General features: G+C 66.1%; 17 protein-coding genes. 8 read left to right on the top strand and 9 right to left on the bottom strand.

All coding sequences use genetic code 11. From position 1 onward, the window contains the following. Nucleotides 1–44 precede the first annotated feature (44 nt). The 3 genes from ACSYHF_RS07000 to ACSYHF_RS06990 are packed head-to-tail and all read right to left on the bottom strand — an operon-like array spanning nt 45 to nt 3,057. Nucleotides 45–1,157 carry an ABC transporter permease gene (locus ACSYHF_RS07000; protein ID WP_134956189.1) on the bottom strand — a complete coding sequence of 371 codons (1,113 nt, stop codon included), beginning with the start codon at nt 1,155–1,157 and terminating at the stop codon, nt 45–47. Beyond that, nucleotides 1,154–2,077, bottom strand: coding sequence for an ABC transporter ATP-binding protein (locus ACSYHF_RS06995; RefSeq protein ID WP_005415939.1), 924 nt, complete (start codon nt 2,075–2,077; stop codon nt 1,154–1,156). The genes ACSYHF_RS07000 and ACSYHF_RS06995 overlap by 4 nt, the downstream gene beginning before the upstream one ends. Nucleotides 2,078–2,097: 20 nt before the next feature. Beyond that, complete coding sequence (locus tag ACSYHF_RS06990; protein WP_053498639.1) at nt 2,098–3,057, bottom strand: HlyD family secretion protein; 960 nt, start codon at nt 3,055–3,057, stop codon at nt 2,098–2,100. Between the two features lie 440 nt (nt 3,058–3,497). Between ACSYHF_RS06990 and ACSYHF_RS06985 the strand changes: the two genes are divergently transcribed. The 7 genes from ACSYHF_RS06985 to ACSYHF_RS06955 all read left to right on the top strand — a co-directional run bounded on the left by ACSYHF_RS06985 (nt 3,498) and on the right by ACSYHF_RS06955 (nt 9,485). Next, nucleotides 3,498–4,484 carry a PhoH family protein gene (locus ACSYHF_RS06985; protein ID WP_005415936.1) on the top strand — a complete coding sequence of 329 codons (987 nt, stop codon included), beginning with the start codon at nt 3,498–3,500 and terminating at the stop codon, nt 4,482–4,484. Continuing rightward, nucleotides 4,481–4,966, top strand: a complete 486-nt coding sequence (gene ybeY / locus ACSYHF_RS06980; protein ID WP_053498641.1) for an rRNA maturation RNase YbeY — start codon at nt 4,481–4,483, stop codon at nt 4,964–4,966. The genes ACSYHF_RS06985 and ybeY overlap by 4 nt, the downstream gene beginning before the upstream one ends. A 47-nt stretch (nt 4,967–5,013) precedes the next feature. After that, the gene (locus tag ACSYHF_RS06975) at nt 5,014–5,619 is read left to right on the top strand and encodes a hypothetical protein (protein ID WP_065177392.1); all 606 of its coding nucleotides are present in this window, start codon (nt 5,014–5,016) and stop codon (nt 5,617–5,619) included. Nucleotides 5,620–5,696: 77 nt separating this feature from the next. Next, nucleotides 5,697–6,263 (top strand): hypothetical protein, encoded by a 567-nt coding sequence (locus ACSYHF_RS06970; RefSeq protein ID WP_005415933.1) that lies wholly within the window; start codon nt 5,697–5,699, stop codon nt 6,261–6,263. 64 nt (nt 6,264–6,327) lie between these two features. Then, on the top strand, nt 6,328–7,209 hold the full coding sequence (locus ACSYHF_RS06965) for an HlyC/CorC family transporter (RefSeq protein WP_005408827.1): 882 nt from the start codon (nt 6,328–6,330) through the stop codon (nt 7,207–7,209). Then, on the top strand, nt 7,206–8,456 hold the full coding sequence (locus tag ACSYHF_RS06960; RefSeq protein WP_065177394.1) for a lipoprotein N-acyltransferase Lnb domain-containing protein: 1,251 nt from the start codon (nt 7,206–7,208) through the stop codon (nt 8,454–8,456). The genes ACSYHF_RS06965 and ACSYHF_RS06960 overlap by 4 nt, the downstream gene beginning before the upstream one ends. Before the next feature lie 6 nt (nt 8,457–8,462). Beyond that, on the top strand, nt 8,463–9,485 hold the full coding sequence (locus tag ACSYHF_RS06955; protein ID WP_065177395.1) for a magnesium and cobalt transport protein CorA: 1,023 nt from the start codon (nt 8,463–8,465) through the stop codon (nt 9,483–9,485). 75 nt (nt 9,486–9,560) lie between these two features. On the opposite strand, the gene ACSYHF_RS06950 is transcribed toward ACSYHF_RS06955, so the two are convergent. From ACSYHF_RS06950 to ACSYHF_RS06930, 5 genes are all read right to left on the bottom strand, one after another. After that, nucleotides 9,561–10,925, bottom strand: a complete 1,365-nt coding sequence (locus tag ACSYHF_RS06950; RefSeq protein WP_005415929.1) for an NAD-dependent succinate-semialdehyde dehydrogenase — start codon at nt 10,923–10,925, stop codon at nt 9,561–9,563. An 83-nt stretch (nt 10,926–11,008) separates the two neighbouring features. Continuing rightward, a complete protein-coding gene (locus ACSYHF_RS06945; RefSeq protein ID WP_005415928.1) occupies nt 11,009–11,851 on the bottom strand; it encodes an ABC transporter permease subunit in 843 nt (280 codons plus the stop codon). Next, on the bottom strand, nt 11,848–12,780 hold the full coding sequence (locus ACSYHF_RS06940) for an ABC transporter permease subunit (RefSeq protein WP_005415927.1): 933 nt from the start codon (nt 12,778–12,780) through the stop codon (nt 11,848–11,850). Before ACSYHF_RS06940 ends, ACSYHF_RS06945 begins: the two co-directional genes overlap by 4 nt. Next, nucleotides 12,777–13,913 carry an ABC transporter ATP-binding protein gene (locus tag ACSYHF_RS06935; RefSeq protein WP_329888358.1) on the bottom strand — a complete coding sequence of 379 codons (1,137 nt, stop codon included), beginning with the start codon at nt 13,911–13,913 and terminating at the stop codon, nt 12,777–12,779. Before ACSYHF_RS06935 ends, ACSYHF_RS06940 begins: the two co-directional genes overlap by 4 nt. A gap of 183 nt (nt 13,914–14,096) precedes the next feature. Beyond that, complete coding sequence (locus ACSYHF_RS06930) at nt 14,097–15,236, bottom strand: M35 family metallo-endopeptidase (RefSeq protein WP_447576203.1); 1,140 nt, start codon at nt 15,234–15,236, stop codon at nt 14,097–14,099. Between the two features lie 771 nt (nt 15,237–16,007). Between ACSYHF_RS06930 and ACSYHF_RS06925 the strand changes: the two genes are divergently transcribed. After that, entirely contained in the window at nt 16,008–17,435 is a 1,428-nt protein-coding gene (locus ACSYHF_RS06925; protein ID WP_447576202.1) for a flavin-containing monooxygenase, read from the top strand. Here the strand turns inward: ACSYHF_RS06925 and ACSYHF_RS06920 are convergent. Continuing rightward, nucleotides 17,432–18,541 (bottom strand): polyamine ABC transporter substrate-binding protein, encoded by a 1,110-nt coding sequence (locus ACSYHF_RS06920; protein WP_447576201.1) that lies wholly within the window; start codon nt 18,539–18,541, stop codon nt 17,432–17,434. The two genes, ACSYHF_RS06925 and ACSYHF_RS06920, sit on opposite strands and share 4 nt — an antisense overlap. Nucleotides 18,542–18,573: the final 32 nt, after the last annotated feature.

Genomic DNA, 18,573 nt, shown 5'->3' with positions numbered 1-18,573 from the left:
GGCAAAGGGGGTCGGAGCCCCTGCGGGGATCCGACCCCCTGCCTTCAATCCAGGCGCTTGCGGAAACGCAGGATCGCCAGGGTCATCATCACCACGATGAAGGCCAGCAGCGCCAGTGCGTCGTGCCACAGCTCCCACAGCGAGGCGCCGCGCAGCATGATGCCGCGCACCAGGCGCAGGAAGTGGGTCAGCGGCAGCACTTCGGCCAGCCACTGCACCGGCCGCGGCATGCCGGCGAACGGGAACATGAAGCCCGACAGCAGGATCGACGGCAGGAACAGGAACAGGGTCATCTGCATCGCCTGGAACTGCGAACGCGCGCGCGTGGAGATCAGCAGGCCCAGCGCCAGGTTGGCCAGCACCAGCAGCACCGCGGCCAGGTAGATGTCGAGCAGGCTGCCGCGAATCGGCACCTGGAACAGCCAGGTGCCCAGCACCAGCACCAGCGTGGTCTGCAGCAGACCGATCGCTGCATAGGGCAGCACCTTGCCGACCATCAGTTCGCTGCGCGATACCGGCGTGGCGATCAGCAGTTCCATGTTGCCGCGCTCGCGTTCGCGCACCACCGCCACCGCCGTGAACATCACCAGGGTCATGGTCAGGATCACCCCGATCAGGCCGGGCACGATGTTCACCGCCGAGCGCCGTTGCGGGTTGTAGAAACTGGTCACGCTGACCTGGCCACCGGCAATGCTGCCTTCGCGCAGCGGCCGCGTATTGCTGGTCGGGCGCGTATCCAGTGGCACCTGCGCCAGCTGGATCGCCGCACTCTGCACCACGGTGTCGCTGCCATCGACCAGCACCTGTACTGCTTCGCGTCCATCGAAGCGGCGACGCTCGAAGTCCGCCGGCACCACGATGCCGACGCTGATCTCGCCGCGGCGCAGCGCCTGCATCAGCTGGTCCGGCGTGTAGGCCTCGCTGCGTGGCGTGATCACGCCGGTGGCGGCCATGTCCTGCACCAGCGCGCGTGAGGCGGCGCTGTTGGCCTGGTTGGCGATACCCGCATCGAGGTGGCGCAGGTTGAGGTTGATCGCATACCCGAACAGCAGCAGTTGCATCACCGGAATGCCGACGATCATCGCCAGCGTGATGCGGTCGCGGCGCAGCTGCCGCAGCTCCTTGAGCATGATCGCCCACAGCCTGCGCAGGTTCATGCCGCTGGCTCCCTGCCACGGCCACGGGTGGCGGCCACGAACACGTCCTCCAGGTTCGGCGCCACGATTTCGATATGCGCTTGCGGGTCGGCGCTGGCCAGCGCGCGCCGCAGCACTGCGACATCCGCTGCGCCCTCATTGCACAGCACGCGCAGATGGGTGCCGATCTGCGCCACGCTCAGCACGCCGGGCAGCTCGGCCAGCACGCGGCTGGCCTGGCGTGGCTGCGATGACGTGACCTGCAGCGTGCGTCCTTGCAGCCGTGAACAGAGCTCGGCCGGCGTGCCGTCGGCCACCAGTGCGCCGCGATCAAGGATCGCCAGGCGATGGCAGCGCTCGGCTTCGTCCATGTAATGGGTCGAAACCAGCACCGTGGTTCCCGCGTCGGCCAGTTCGAACAGGGCCTCCCAGAAGTCGCGGCGCGATTCCGGGTCGACCGCGCTGGTCGGCTCATCCAGGAACAGCAGTTCGGGCGAATGCACCACGGCGCCGGCCAGGGCCAGGCGCTGCTTCTGTCCACCACTGAGCGTGCCGGCCAGCTGCGGCTGCCGGTCCTGCAACCGGTACTGCTGCAGCAGCGCATCGACCCGTTGCCGGGCCTGGTTGCGCGGCAGGTCCTGGATGGCGGCGAGGAATTCCAGGTTCTCGCGTACCGACAGGTCTTCGTACAGCGAGAAGCGCTGGGTCATGTAGCCGATGCGCCGGCGCAGTGCTTCGGCCTGCTCGGGAACCGCCAGGCCCAGCACCTCGATCTGCCCCGCACTGGGTTCCAGCAGGCCGCACAGCATGCGGATGGTGGTCGACTTGCCTGACCCGTTCGGGCCCAGGAAGCCGTACACCTGCCCGCGCGGGACGGTCAGGTCGACCTTGTCCACGGCCAGCAGTTCACCGAAGCGGCGAGTCAGGCCCTGCGCATGCACCGCGATGTCCGCACCGGTGTTCAGAAGCGCACCTGCACCGGCAGTCCGGCCGGAAGCTTCTGCATGTCGCTGGCTGCATCCACTTCGATCTCGGCGAGGTAGCTCAGGCGCTCGACGTCATCGCCGGTCAGTGCGTAGTACGGGGTGAAAGAAGGCTCGCTGCGGATCGCGCGCACATGGCCCTTCAGTACGGTGGTGCCCCCTCCCTCCAGCTGTATCTGTGCCGGCTGACCGACCTTGACCTGCAGGCGCAGCGGCTGCGGCAGGTAGACGCGCGCATAGGGGCGCTCGCCGACCAGCATCACCGCCAGCGGCGCCCCGATCGGTGCCTGGTCACCCTGCCGGTAGGGCAAGGCATCGATCACGCCATCGCGCGGTGCGCGCAGCTGCAGCTTCTGCAGGTTGACGCCCTGCACCACCTGCTGCGCCTGTGCGGCGTCGGCGGCCGCCTGGCCCTGAGCGATGTCCTGCGCGCGACTGCCGTGCACCCGTTCCAGCCAGGCCTGCTCGGCGGCACGCACGCTGGCCGCGGCATTGCCGGCGGCTGCCCGTGCACGGTCCAGCTCGGCGGCGGCGATCAGGCGCTGGCGTGCCAATGGTTGCACCCGACGATAGTAGGCAGTGGCTTCAGCAGACTGCGCGCGCAACGCGGCCAGTTGTGCCTGGGCCTGTGCGATCTGTTCCTGCCGCGGGCCGAGCTTCAGCTCTTCCAGCTGGGCCTGCGCGCGCGCCGTGTCGGCCTGCGCCGCCGCGAACTGCGCGTCGCCGCGGGCGGGGTCGAGCTGCATCAGCACGGCCCCGGCCTTGACCCGCTGGCCCTCGCGCACCTCCACCGTGGCGATCACCTCGGCCGCCGGCGCCGGCACCGTGATCCGGTCCCACTCCAGTGTGCCCAGCGCCGTTGGCGTTGACTGCCCACAGCCCGCCAGCAGGCCGATGCCCGCCAGCCCGAGTCCACGCATCCCGTTGCCGATGCCCATGCCATCCCCTCCTGCGACGGCGACACGGTGCCACCTGCCCCGTGCACCCTCAATGATTCCGATCAGCCCTGACGGTTTTTTCGCCACGTACGGGCGAGCCTTTTGCTGCAAGGTTCCTCGCCACCTATCCACAGCTTGATTCAGCATCATTCCACAGCCGGTGTGGAGAACCGGACGGGGGCGGCCGTACTGGCTGCCTGGCAGCGGAAGATGCGCTGCCGTCACAGGAGCGGCCGACCGTGACGGTTTTTTCACCACCACCTCATACGCCTTGTGGCACAAGCACTGCGAAGGCCTATCCACAGCTTTTCGCGCCCTCCGTCCACACCGGGTGTGGAAAACCGCGTATCGGCCCGCCGCTGGCCGCATGCCCGGTACCCGCGTAACCTTGTCACCCCGAGTCCATCGTGGTGGACGGCGCCCCCGCCCCACCCCAAGCAATGAAAAGCATCGATCATCGAGACTTCACCCTGTCACCGGAAGACAACGAGCGACTGGCCAACCTGTGCGGCCCCTTCGACGGGCACCTGCGCCAGATCGAGCTGAAGCTCGGCGTGGAGATCGCCAATCGTGGCTTCGTGTTCCGCATCAGCGGGCCCAACGAAGCCATCGTCGAGGCGCAGAAGCTGGTTGAAGCGCTGTACGCCGAAGCCGGCGAAACCACCTTCGACAACCACGCCATCCACCTGCGCCTGGCGCAGGCCAACGTCGAGCAGATCGCCGAACGCTCCTACGAAGCGCAGGACGTGGCAATCAAGGTCAAGCGTGGCACGGTACGTGGCCGCGGCGCCAACCAGGGCCGCTACCTGCACCAGATCGCCACGCATGACATCAACTTCGGCATCGGCCCGGCCGGAACCGGCAAGACCTTCCTGGCCGTGGCCAGCGCGGTCGAAGCACTGAACGAGTCACGGGTGCAGCGCCTTATCCTGGTGCGCCCGGCGGTGGAAGCCGGCGAGAAGCTGGGCTTCCTGCCCGGCGACCTGAGCCAGAAGGTCGACCCGTACCTGCGACCGCTGTACGACGCCCTGTACGAGATGATGGGCGTGGAGAAGGTGGTCAAGCTGCTGGAGAAGAACGTCATCGAGATCGCGCCGCTGGCCTACATGCGCGGCCGCACGCTCAACGATGCGTTCGTGATCCTGGACGAGGCGCAGAACACCACCATCGAACAGATGAAGATGTTCCTGACCCGCCTGGGCTACGGCTCCACGGCGGTGGTCACCGGTGACCTGACCCAGACCGACCTGCCCAAGCACGTGAAGTCCGGCCTGCGCGACGCGATCGATGTGCTGCGCGAGGTCGAGGGCGTCAGCTTCACCTTCTTCGAATCCCGCGACGTGGTCCGGCATCCGCTGGTGGCGCGCATCGTCAGCGCCTACGACCGCCGCGACCTGCATCAGATCCAGCCTGGAGCAACGCCATGACCCGTGGTCCCGTGCGACTGGACGTCGCCGTCAGTTATGCCCTGCCGCGTACCGGGCTGCCGGCCGCAGTGAGCTTCCGCAAGTGGGTGGCCGCTGCGTTGAAGGGCCGCATCCGTGAGGCCGACCTGGCCATCCGCGTGGTCGATGCCAAGGAGGGGCAGTCGCTGAACCGCCATTACCGTGGCAAGGACTACGCCACCAACGTGCTCAGCTTCCCGGCCGACGTGCCCGAAGGCCTGCCCAAGGGCGTCAAGTTTCCATTGCTCGGCGACCTGGTGATCTGCGCACCGGTGGTGGCCCGCGAAGCCGACGAACAGGGCAAGGCGCTCAACGCCCATTACGCGCACCTGACCGTGCACGGCGTGCTGCACCTGCTCGGCTGGGACCACGAAGACGACAAGGAAGCCGAGGCGATGGAGCAGCTCGAGCGCGACATCCTGGCCGAGCTGGGCATTGACGACCCGTACGCGGGCGAGCGCTGACGGCCACGCATACCGGGTTCATCACAGAGGACACCCCCATCGCGCTGTTGCCCGCACTCATTGCCGCTCTTCTGCAGGTAACCACTGCCCCGGGCATCGACCCCGACCGGGAACGACCGTCGCCGTTCCCGGCCAGCGACAGCGCCGCCGACATTGCAGCCAAAGTCGCCGAGGTGCAGGCCTTCTTTGACGTCAGCCAACAGACGGCCCGCCAGGCGGTCGCCGAGGCGCAGCAGCACGCGTTGATGGAACGCTTGAGGGCGCGCCACGCGGCACGCCTGGCCGGTATGTGGGTGGACAATGCGACGGGGTGGAACGTCGTCGTTCGACTGACTGGGCCGGCACCTGCGGCCGATGAGACCCATCCAGGGGCGGACGGCCCGCAACGCGTGCGCTACATCATCGGCGCTTCAATGACCGAAGCGGAGATGCAGCGCCGTCTTCAGGCGCAGCAGGGCTGGTTCATCCCGCAGCTGCCCGGCCTGACCGGCTATGGCCTGGACGTCATGACCGGTGAACTGGAGCTGGAACTCCGGGATACCGCTGGCGCGCGCGCAACGGCGGCGACCGTGCGCGACCACCTGCAGGCGCTGCTGGGCTACCCGGTCAGGCTGCGCTGGTACCCAGCGGCATCGCACCTGCAATCTCCCTGACTGCGTAGAGACGCTCGCGATAGCCGACCGGGACCGGTACGATCACCGGCCTGCCTTCCGTTGCGGATCCAGTGCCCGTGCTGCGTATTGTCCTGCCCCTGCTGCTCGTCGCGTCCGCCCCGGCCGCTGCCTTGGACCTGCCGGCGCTGATCGAATGCCGCCAGGGCGTAGCCGATCACGCTGCACTGGCACCGCTGCTGGCTGATCCGCTGAAGGCCGTCGCCCACGGCCTGCAGCCGCTGCCCCAGGGCAACCAGTTCATGAGCGAGTACCGACTGGCCCAGCCGATCAGCGTGTTCGGCGACCGCACCGAACGGGTCGCCGTGGCCGGCTCCAGCATCATGGCGATCCTCGACCAGGCTGACCCGCGGCCGTTGGCCAAACGCCTGGCGCTGGAGACCGGCTACGACCAGGACGGCAAGTTCATGGCCGGCCGCGAGCTGGTCAGCCGCGACGTGACCGACCCGAAGAGCGGCGAGGCCCAGATCGAGTCGATCATCCTCAGCGTCTCCACCGTGGCCTCCCATCCGGGCAAGACCCTGGCCGGCTGTACCTACAGCCTGGACCTGCCTGAAGAAGAAGCCCCTGCCCGGCCTGAACTGGCCCCGCCGCCGATCACCGGACCGGGCAGCGACGGTCACTGACAGGCCGCCACATCCTGCTAGACTTGGGCCAACGCCCGGCCTGCCGGGTGCCTTTTTTCCAGAGATGTCAGAAGACGACAGTAGTAGCTCCCCTGCGGAGCACAGTGAAAAGAAGCGCGGTTGGCTTGAACGCCTGACCTCGGCCTTCTCCGGCGAACCCCACACCCGCGACGAGCTGGTCGCTGTCCTGCACACCGCGCAGGAAGAGGGTCTGATCGCCGCCGATACCCTGAAGATGATGGAAGGCGCCATTTCGGTGGCCGAGCTGACCGTGGGCGACGTGATGATCTCGCGCTCGCAGATGGTCTCGCTGCCGGTCGAAGCGCCCTTCCTGGAACTGATGAAGCAGGTGGTCGAATCGGGCCATTCGCGCTTCCCGGTGCACGGCGAGAACAAGGACGACATCCTTGGCATCCTGCTGGCCAAGGACCTGCTGCGCGGCGTGGTCGCCGACAACGGCCCGGCCAACGTGCGCGAGCTGCTGCGCCCGGCGGTGCTGATCCCGGAGGCGAAGAAGCTGAACGTGCTTCTGAAGGAGTTCCGCCTGTCGCGCAACCACATGGCCATCGTGGTCGACGAGTACGGCGGTGTTGCCGGTCTGGTCACCATCGAGGACGTGCTGGAGCAGATCGTCGGCGAGATCGACGACGAGCACGACGAGGCCGAGGATCCGTCCGCGCAGATCGCCATCCAGTCCGACGGCCAGTACGTGGTCGACGCGCTGACCCCGATCGGCGACTTCAACGAGCGCTTCGGCGCGACGTTCTCCGACGAGGACTACGACACCATCGGTGGCCTGGTCACCGAGGCCGTGGGCCACCTTCCGGAAGTCGGCGATGAGCTGGCACTGGACCGCTTCATGTTCCGCGTGGCCCGCGCCGATGCGCGCCGGGTTCAGGCCTTCCACGTAACCGTGCTGCCGCCGGACGCGCAGGACGACGCTTGAAGCGCCGCGGCCTGATCCTCATGGTGTGGCTGGCACTGTGGGTGCTGGCCATGGCCCTGCCGCTGGCGGCCTTCGCGCAGCCGGCGGCAGCCGTGCCCGCACCGGCCACCGCCAACGCGGAGGCCCCGGCCCCGCGCATCGGCGTGGTGACCATGCAGCCGGGCACGGTTTTCTTCGAACGCTTCGGCCATGACGCCATCGTCGTGGTCGATCCGGCCAGTGGCGAAGCGACCTCATACAACTTCGGTTACTTCGATCCGTCCGAGGACGACTTCATCAGCCGCTTCGTGCGCGGCGACATGATGTATTACCTGGTGGCGCTGCCGCTGCAGCAGGACCTGTCGTACTACGACGAGACCGGCCGCGGTGCCAGCGTGCAGTGGCTGGACCTGCGCCCCGAACAGGCGCGTTCCCTGGCCGCTGACCTGGCCGAGCGGGCCAAGCCGGAAAACGCGCGCTACCACTACGATTACTACACCGCCAACTGCGCCACGATGGTACGCGACACGGTGGACAAGGCACTGGGCGGTGGCCTGCAGTCGCAGTTGTCGGGGCGTTCGCGCGGCAACACCTACCGCAGCGAGTCGGTGCGCCTGGCCTCGCCCGCCCCGTGGATGTGGCTGGGCTTCGATGTCGGCCTGGGGCCGTTCGCCGACCAGCCGCTGTCGCGCTGGCAGGAAGCATTCGTGCCGATGCGCTTGGCCGATGCGCTGCGCCAGGCACGCAACAGTGATGGCCGGCCGCTGGTGCAGTCCGAACAGGAACTGCTGCCGCACCGCATTGATCCGGAGCCGAAGGAGTTCGCGCGTCGTTGGTGGCCGTGGCTGCTGCTTGGTCTGGTCGTGGCCGGCGGCGTGCTGGCGCTGCGCAACCGGCCGCGCCTGCTGGCTGGGCTGGCCCTGCCGTTCTGGCTGTTGTGCGCCGTCGCCGGCAGCCTGCTGGTGTTCCTGTGGGGCTTCAGCACCCACTACGCCGCCTGGGCCAACCGCAACCTGCTGCTGCTTTCGCCGCTGGCCGTGCTGCTGCTGCCCGGAGCAATCAGCCTGCTGCGCCGGCGCGTGCCGGGGCGCATGTTCAGGATCGTGCTGTGGCTGCTGGCGGTACAGGCCGTGGCCGCGCTGGTGCTGCACTGGCTGAGCCTGCAGGCCCAGTACAACGTGCAGTGGATCGTACTGCTGTTGCCCGTGCACGCGGCACTGGCCTGGGTGTTGGGGCGCCGTCCTCACTTGTCCGAAACACGGCGCTGACGCACGATGGCGGGCATGTCATTGCCCGCCTCCGCTTCCGCCCCTGCTTCAGCCAACCCCGCCTGCGTCATCAACTGCGTCCACTATGATGACGAGGGCATACGCCACGATATCAGCCTGGACGCCATCAGCGATGTCATCGCCAGTGGCAATGGCTTCGTGTGGGTCGGCCTGTACGATCCCAACGACGATGTGCTGCTGAAACTGCAGGAAGAATTCTGCCTGCACGACCTGGCCATCGAGGATGCGCGCAACGCGCACCAGCGGCCCAAGGTCGAGACCTACGGCAATTCGATGTTCGTGGTGGTCACCACCGCGCAGATGGTCGACGAGCGCATCCAGTATGGCGAAACCCATGCCTTCCTCGGCCCGCGCTTCCTGGTGACGGTGCGCCACGGCGCCTCGCTGTCCTACGCGCCGGTACGTGCTCGGGTCGAGCGTGAGCCGCAGCTGCTGAAGATGGGCCCGTCGTACTGCCTGTACGCGGTGACCGACTTCGTGGTCGACAATTACCTGCCGATCGTGCACCGCTTCCGCGACACCCTGGACCTGCTGGAAAAGGACATCTTCGCCGAGAACTACAAGCGCAGCACCGTGGTGCGCCTGTACGAGCTCAAGCGCGAACTGAACAAGATGCGGATGGCGGTGGCGCCGCTGCAGGATGTGCTGGCCCAGCTGCGCCGTTACCAGGGCGAGCTGGTTCCGGACGAAGTGAAGCTGTACATCCGTGACGTGCACGACCACGCGGTACGCATCAGCGATGTGATCGACACCCTGCGCGAGATGCTGGGCACCGCGCTCAGCGTGAACCTGTCGCTGGTCACGCTGGCGCAGGGCGAGACGGTCAAGCGCCTCGGTGCGTGGGCCGCGCTGCTGGCGGCACCGACGCTGATCACCAGCTGGTACGGGATGAACTTCAGCCACATGCCGGAGCTGAGCCAACCGTGGGCCTACCCACTGATGATCGTTGGTGTGGGCGGCGTCTGCGTGGGCCTGTACCGGTTGTTCAAGCGCGCAAAGTGGTTGTGACCCGCTGGTGGTAGTGCCGGCCGCTCGCCGGCAACCAGGGCAATGCCGGCCAGCGGCCGGCATTGCCATTCGGCATCAAGCCACGTAAACGGTCTTGATGTTCATGAACTCATGGATGCCGTGGTCGGCCAGTTCCCGGCCAAAGCCAGACTGCTTGCTGCCGCCGAACGGCAGCCGCGCATCGCTTTTGACGATGGCATTGACGAAGGCCGCACCGCATTCCATGCGTTGCGCGAAGGCTTCGCCGCGCACCGGATCGCGCGTCCACACACTGCCGCCCAGGCCGAAGCGCGTGTCGTTGGCCACGCGCAGTGCCTCGCTCTCATCAGCGACCCGGATCACCGCAGCCACCGGACCGAACAGTTCCTCGTCGTAGGCCGGCATGCCCGGGCCGACCTGGTCGAGCACCGTGGCCGGATAGCCGGCATGGGTGCCGGCAATCGGCTCGCCGCCTATCAGCACCCGCGCACCCTTGGCCACGCTGGCCTGTACCTGCTTGTGCAGTTCATCGCGCAGATCGGCACGGGCCATCGGCGCCAGCGTGGTGCCCCGCTCATCGGGGTCGCCGTACTGGCGCTCGGCCGCAGCTTCAACGAAGCGGCGGGTGAATTCATCGGCTACCGCCTCGACCACGATGAACCGCTTGGCCGCGATGCAGGTCTGCCCGCTGTTGTCGAAGCGCGACTTCACCGCTGCCGCAACCGTCTTGCCGAGGTCGGCATCGTCGAGCACCACGAAGGCATCGCTGCCACCCAGCTCCATCACCGACTTCTTCAATTGGCTGCCGGCGTTGGAGGCGATCGAGCGCCCTGCCCGCTCGCTGCCGGTCAGCGTCACCGCCTTCACCCGTGCGTCGCGCAGCACGTCGGCGGCCTGGTCGTTGTCGATGTGCAGCACGTCGAACACGCCGTCCGGCAGGCCGCCATCACGGCACACCGCCAGGATCAGGTCGGCACACTGCGGCACGTTGCTGGCGTGCTTGAGCAGGGCCACGTTGCCGGCCATGAACGCCGGTGCGAGGAAGCGGAACACCTGCCAGATCGGGAAATTCCACGGCATCACCGCGAACACGCAGCCGATCGGCTCGTAGCGCACGTAGCTGCGCTGGGCTTCGGTGTCGATCAACTGCGGCTTGAGGTAGTCGGCCGCGTGGTCGGCGTAATACTCGCAGGCGGCAGCGCACTTGTCGACCTCGGCCAGCGCTTCGGCCTTGAGCTTGCCCATCTCGTGGGTCATCGCCTGCTGCAGGTCGTCGCGGCGCGTGCGCAGCTGCGCCGCGATCTGGCGCAGGATCGCGCCGCGTTCCTGCAGCGAACGCTCGGCCCAGCCGGGGAACGCATCGGCGGCGGCCTGCAGGCGCTGCTCGATGTCGGCAGCGCCCATCAGTTCATGGCGGTAGGTCACCTGGCCGGTGGCCGGGTCGACGATCTCGACGGTCATGGGGGATCTCCATCTGGAAGACCCCCATTGTGCGCCGCCGGCCGTGAGCCGGGTGTTGCCGGCACAGTGGACGGATCGTGTACTCAGCCGTTGTCCTGCCGCGCCAGCTGCAGGTCGCGCTGGCGCCGCTTCTCGGCGCGGGCATTGATGTACCAGCCGATCACCGCGGCGATCGATACCGCCGACACCAGCAGCGTGGCCAGTGCATTGATCTTCGGGCTGATGCCCATGCGCACCGACGCGAACACCTTCATCGGCAGCGTGGTCGAGCCCGGCGTGGCGACGAAGCTGGCCACCACCACGTCATCCAGCGACAGGGTGAACGCCAGCAGCCAGCCCGCCACCAGCGCCGGCGCGATGATCGGCAGGGTGATGCGGGTGAACACGGTCAGCCGGCTGGCCCCGAGGTCCATCGCGGCTTCTTCCAGCGACAGGTCCATTTCCTGCAGGCGCGAAGACACCACCACGGTGACGAAGCACAGGGTGAAGGTGACGTGCGCGATCCAGATGGTGGCCAGGCCGCGCGCCGGGAAGCCCGGAATCGCGCCCATCGAGGCCAGCAGCGCCATCAGCGAGAAGCCCAGGATCACATCCGGCATCACCAGCGGCGCGGTGACCAGCGCACCGAACAGCGGCTTGCCACGGAAGCGCTTGAAGCGGGTCATCACCATCGCCGCCAGCGTGCCCAGCACGGTGGCGGTACAGGCGGTCCAGAACGCCACCACCAGGCTGGTCCACATCGCATCCATCAGCGCACGGTCGGCGAACAGGTCACTGTAGGCGCGGGTGGAGAACCCGGCCCAGACCATCGCCAGCCGCGAGCTGTTGAACGAATAGAACATCAACAGCAGGATCGGCAGGTACAGGAAGGCGAAGCCGAGCAGCAGCACGCCCAGCCCCAGGCCCTTGGCGGTACGCGGGCTCATGCCTGCTTCCCTTCCAGCAGGCGCTGCTGGGATCGGTTGAACAGCAGGATCGGCACCAGCAGCAACAGGATCATCGCCACCGCCATCGCCGACGCGCCCGGCCAGTTGCGGTTGTTGAAGAACTCGTTCCACAGCTGGCGGCCGACCATCAGCGTCTCCGAGCCCCCCAGCATTTCCGGAATCACGAATTCACCCACTGCCGGGATCATCACCAGCATGCAGCCGGCGATGATGCCGGCCTTCGACAGCGGCAGGGTGATGCGGAGGAAGGCCTGCCATGGCTTGGCACCCAGGTCGTAGGCCGCTTCCAGCAGGCGGTGGTCATGCTTGACCAGGTTGGCGTAAAGCGGCAGCACCATGAACGGCAGGTAGCAGTAGACGATGCCGATGTAGGCCGCGGTCGGCGTATCGATCAACTGCAGTTTCGGCAGGCCCATCGACGTCATCAGCGCCTGCAGGCCGGTGAACTGCAGGAACTGGTCAAGCAGGCCGTTGCGGTCCAGGATCGCCTTCCACGCATACACGCGGATCAGGAAGGAGGTCCACGACGGCAGCACCACCAGCATCATCGCCACGTTGCGTGCGGCCGGCGACAGGCGGGCGATGGCATAGGCCATCGGGTAGCCGATCAGCAGGGTCAGGAAGGTGGAGATGGCCGCGATCCTGATCGAGCTCAGGAAGGCCTGCGCATAGATCGAATCGCGGAACAGCGCCAGGTAATTCTCCAGGTTCAGCTTCAGCGAGAACCCGCCGTCCACGTACTGCAACAGCCAGGTATACGGCGGCGAGCCGACCCGGCTGAGCGAGAAACTGATCATCAGCACGATCAGGAACGGCACTGCGAAGAACAGCAGCAGCCACAGGTACGGAATGCCGATCACCGTGGCACGCAGCCCCGGCAGCCAGCGCTTCAGGCCGGCGACGCTCATGAGGTGAGCACCACGCCGTCGTTGTCGCGCCAGTGCACCCACACCTCGTCGCCCCAGGTGAAGCCATCACTGGCCCAGCGCTGCGAGTTGGCGAAGTTGGCCAGCACCTTGGCGCCGCTGGGCAGGCGCACGTGATAGACCGAGTGGCTGCCGAAGTAGGCGATGTCCTCGATCACGCCCTGCGCCTTGTTGGTGTGCCCTTCTGGCTCGTCCTTGCCGATCATCACCTTCTCCGGGCGCAGCGCGAACGCGACCGGCTGCCCTTCATAGCAGGTGATGCCATGGGCAATGTAGATCGGCGCCGGGAACAGCGGCGAGCGCACGGTCACGTACTCGGGCAGGTCCTCGTCGATCACCCCGTCAAACAGGTTGACCGAACCGATGAACTCGGCGACGAAGCGGTTGGCGGGCTGCTCATAGACCTCGTCCGGCTTGCCGACCTGCTGGATCCAGCCGGCATCCATCACCGCGATGCGGGTGGCCATGGTCATCGCTTCTTCCTGGTCGTGGGTGACCATCACGCAGGTCACGCCCGACGATTCGATGATGCTGACCAGTTCCAGCTGCATCTGCGAGCGCAGCTTCTTGTCCAGCGCGCCCATCGGTTCGTCCAGCAGCAGCAGCTTCGGCCCCTTGGCCAGCGACCGCGCCAGCGCCACGCGTTGCTGCTGGCCACCGGACAGCTGGTGCGGCTTGCGTTTGCCCAGGTGGCCCATCTGCACCAGGTCGAGCATCTCGCCGACGCGCTTGCTGATCGCGTCCTTGCCCAGGCCATCCTGCTTCAGGCCGAAGGCGATGTTCTGCTCGACCGTCATGTGCGGGAACAGGGCATAGGACTGGAACATCATGTTGACCGGCCGCTGGTACGGCGGCAGCGCGTCCAGGCGCTGGCCATCGACGGTGATGATGCCCTTGGTGGGCGTCTCGAAGCCGCCCAGGCAGCGCAGCAGGGTCGATTTACCACTGCCGGAGCCACCGAGCAGAGCAAAGATCTCGCCCTTGCGCACGTCCAGGTTGACGTCGTCGACGGCGACGAAACCGTCGAATTCCTTGCGCAGATCACGAATGGAGAGATAGCCGGGCGCACCGGTCGTGTCGACGACGGCGGCTACCGGCTGGGCTTCAACGGGCATGGGGGCTCCGGGAGCGGGCGGTGGACAGCGGCCGCCATTCTAACGGCCGGGGGCCGCAGGGGATATGACGGGGAGCTGGCAAGAGGACGCCGATGCATCGGCCGCGGACCCGTCATTCCCGCCCGCTACCCCACGCACCAATACGATCGTTACAAAGTAACACCTCCCTTCATGCGCCGCCGATCAGTTCTCATTGCCATGATTGTCAGCGAAGTACTCGTATCCGTATGAATGCTCAGATGCCAGATCACGCGCCGTCCTAGCGACGTAGCGCGCGTCTTCCGGGCTTGGAAACTGCTCGTCCAGATCGGTCGTTCCAAGTGCGAAGGTATCGGAAAAATGAGTTACTTCATGGTAGATGGTCGCCGCCTTTGACCCAGAGGGCACATTGGGACCTATCGGGAGATCGAAAAAACGTGGGCAATAATTCACAACATAGGGAACTGCAGTGGAGATCCAAGCATTGGTGTCTCCAACCATCTCTTCCGGGCAATCGCAAGAAGGTTGCTTGAGCAATGCGAACCGGGTAGCGACTCCCGAGACTGTCTTTCTGATCCGGTCATTGACCGGATTTGCGATGTTAGGATCGCCATGCTCACCGAACCACGACCTGTAGCGAGCAGTCTCTTTGAACGTCACGATAATGGATGATTCTCCAGACTCATATCCATAAAGCGACTCCAGATAGTTCTTCGAACTGCGGGCGATACCCGCCGCAGCGGCAATTCCCGCCGTTACCTCCTTTAATCGGGCTGGCGGGCAAGATGCCACTCGGGATGCTTCCTGCGGCGCAGTTTCGGCGCGCTGGCCTGCACGAGGCAGCGGAGCGACGATCAGCAACGAGACGGGAGATGTGGAAGCCTCCTTGTCGATCGCGGCCGCCCCCGCAGTCTCCGTACCGTCAAGAATCCGGTATCTAAGAATCGGAGCGGAAATCTTGTATGTCTGACCCGGACGAAGCTCATAGTTCAGGGAAAGATTGACCTGTCGAACAAGCCGCTGTCCAGGCTCCAGCGTCAGCGTTTTCTCTCGAGCTGCGGCACTCAGGTGGGCAATGATTCCGCGATATGCAGCTGCATCTCCATCCTGCGAAACGACAAGAAACGCATCATTCCACAGCCTTCCATCCTGCAGGACTCTGGGTAGCCCCCTCTCGGGAATACTGAGCGCCACTGCGCCCGAATTGATGTAGGTGACGTGGACCACTACGTCAGCCATGGCGGCTCCTGTTGCCTGCTTCATTTGCACGGACAACTGCGCATTTGCCGAAGCAGCCCCGGCCAGAAATATGACTACGGAACCGATCCAGGATATGGCTTTCATTATTCACTCCCTTGAGGTGGATGGAACAAGCATCCGTGACATGAGAATGAAAATGCAAGAAATCAACGAACGAATGCTGATCCACTCGCCATTTTCAGAATTTTTGCAGTGCAGCCCTGCTCAAAGGAATTCTCGGCTAGGGAGACGTGTCTGCATCCGCTTCACTCCTGTACCCCCACTGTGCGCTTTCCGTCATGGGCTGTTTCCATCGCTGCTTGACTGCACGGCATGCGCCTTCATCTAAAGGCGCGCTGACCAACGGTCGGCAATCACCCGCGCCTCCCGACCAGCGCTCAATGCCCGATCTTCACCTCGGCCCACAGCCGGATGTAGAGCTTGTCGATATTCGGCGTGTAGATCGAATAGGTGAATATCTTCTCGGCCACGTCAGGCGGCAGGTAGATGGTCGGGTCGCTACGGACCGCTTCAACCGCCAGCGACGTCGACGACGGCGGCTACCGGCTGGGCTTCAACGGGCATGGGGGCTCCGGGAGCGGGCGGTGGACAGCGGCGGTCATTCTAACGGCCGGGGGCCGCAGGGGATATGACGGCAGTGGGTGGAAGCGGCCGCTGGCCCGCCCAGGGACCCCGACGCGTGTCGGTTTTCCCCCGCCATGGTGGCCTGTCCGCCGGAAGGCCCGGCCCCTCCTCGACGCCCGGGCGGTCGACCCGGCCAGACACCACGGGCGGCAGCCCGATCTGCAACATTTTTCAGAACGGGATCCATTGAAAGCCCGGGACATTCCCCGCGCAATGCCCCGGATCTAGGCCTTGCATGGACCGACCCTGGTGATTTCCCCGGACAGCCCCTCCCCTTTCCCGCCCCGCCTGCCAGGCTGCCTGCCTGCACGGCTGCCGCTGGTCATCATCGGCGCCGGCCAGGCCGGGTTGTCGCTCAGCGCGCTCCTGCAGGAGGCCGGCGTCGAGCATCGCGTGCTGGAGGCCGAAACCGTGGGTGCCAGCTGGCGGCGACGCTGGGATTCGTTCCAGACCAACACCGCCAACGCGACCATGGCCCTGCATGGCCATGCCTATGCCGGGGATGACCCGGAAGGGTTCATGGGGGCCCCGGAAGTGATCCGGAGGCTCCGCGACTATGCCGACGAGCGCTCGTTGCCGATCAGCGAAGGGTGCGTGGTCCATCGGGTCGGGCCCGAGTCCGGTGGCTATGCCATCGACAGCAGCCGGGGACTGATCCATGCCCAGGCGGTGGTGGTTGCCACCGGTGAATACCGCCGGGCGCGGTTGCCCCGGGCCCCGTTCGCGCCCGCACCAGGCCTCACCGTGCTGCACTCCAGCGACTACCGCGGTCCCGGCCAGCTACCCGAGGGCGCGGTGCTGGTCATCGGCGGCGGCCAGTCCGGCGCGCAGATCGCCCAGGACCTGCGCGACGGTGGTCGCAGCGTGTACTGGTCATTGGCCGATCGTCATTCGCACACCCGTCGGCTGCGCGGCAAGGACTCGATGACCTGGTGGGACATGGCCGGGCGCATCCATCAACACGTAAGCCAATCGGCGGCCGTACTGGCAGGCGAGCCGGACGCGCTGCGCAAGGCCCGCACCGCGGAGTTCCCCCTGATTTCCGGCAAGGGAGGCGCCGGCCTGGGCAGTTCGATCAGCCTGCTGGCGATGCACCGTGCAGGCATCAGGTTGCTGGGCCGGTTGCAGGAATTCAATGGGAACACCGCCCGCTTCGCCGATGTCCGCCCGCAACTTCGCGCCGCGATCAAAGCGACGCGGGCCGAGTATGCCTATCTCGATTCGCTGGCCAGCGCGTACTACGCCACGCGGCCCGAACCGCGCACCGACGATGCCCGCTACATTCCCGAAGAGGTCTACTTGCACTGGGAGCCGGAACCGTCCCCGTGCGAGCTGGATCTGCCGTCCGCAGACATCCGCTCGGTGGTGCTGGCCACCGGTTTCGTCGCCGAGTGGCCCTGGCTCGATGTACAGGGCGCGCTGGATGCCCACGGCTATCCGCTGGGCGAGTTTGGCGTTTCCCCGCAACCGGGCTTGTTCTTCATCGGCATGCACAACCTGCAGCGGATGAGTTCGTCGTTCCTGTGCAACGGCGGCCGCGATGCACGCGACCTGCTGCCAGCCATCCTGAGGCACCTTGGCGAGAGCGGCGGTACCGATTCCGGCACGGTGGAGCAAGGTGGCCGCCGGGCAACGCCCGGCGGCGCCAGACCGGCTTAGCGGCCGGTCTTCACCTCGGTCCACAGCCGGGTGTAGAGCTTGTCGGTCTCCGGCGTGTTGATCGAGTAGGTGAACATCTTCTCGGCCACGTCAGCCGGCGGATAGATCGTCGGGTCGGTGCGGATCGCCTCGTCCACCAGCGGTGTCGCGGCCGGGATCGGGTTGGCGTAGTGGATGAAGTTGGTGTTGGCCGCGGCGACCTTCGGTTCCAGCAGATAGTTGATGAACCTGTAAGCCGCTTCCGGGTGCTTGGCGTCCTTCGGGATCGCCAGCATGTCGAACCACTGCGGCGCACCTTCCTTCGGGATCGAATAAGCCACGTGCACGCCATTGCTGGCTTCCTCGGCGCGGTCGCGGGCCTGGATGATGTCACCCGACCAGCCGACCACCAGGCAGGTGCCGCCATTGGCCAGCGAACCGACGTACTGCGAGGAGTGGAAATTCTGCACGTACGGGCGGATCGACTTCAGCAGGTCGGCCGCCTTCTGCAGTTCGGCCGGGTCGCCGCTGTGCGGATCCAGGCCCAGGTAATGCAGCGCGATCGGGATCATGTCGGCCGGCGTGTCCAGGATGGTCACGCCGCAGTCCTTCATCTTGCTGATGTTCTCCGGCTTGAACACCAGGTCCCAGCTGTTGGCGATATCGGTGCTGCCGCCGAAGCGCTGCTTCAGCATGTCCACGTTGTAGCCGATGCCGGTGGTGCCGATCATGTACGGCACGCCGTACTGGTTGCCCGGATCCTGGGTGGCGATGCGCTTCATCACCGCCGGATCGAGGTTGGCCAGGTTCGGGATCTTGCTCTTGTCCAGCGGCAGGAACACGCCGGCCTGGATCTGGCGGCCGAAGAAGTTCAGGGTCGGCACCACCACGTCGTAGCCGCTGTTGCCGGCCAGCAGCTTGGTCTCGACCATCTCATCGCTGTCGAACACATCGTAGGTCACCTTGATGCCGCTCTCCTTCTCGAAGGTCGGAATGGTGTCCTCGGCGATGTAATCGCTGTAGTTGTAGACGTTCAGGACCTGGCTGTCCAGCGCGCCGCCGTTGCCACCGCCACAGGCGGCAAGCATGGCGGAGGCCAGGCCGAGCGTGAGGATACGCAGCTTCATCGGGTGCTCCAGAATGCGGGAAGGGGGGCCGG

Source organism: Stenotrophomonas maltophilia group sp. P373, from assembly GCF_053295075.1.
The sequence above is the reverse complement of the archived record's forward strand: the minus strand, read 5'-3'. Positions and strand labels throughout refer to the sequence as shown.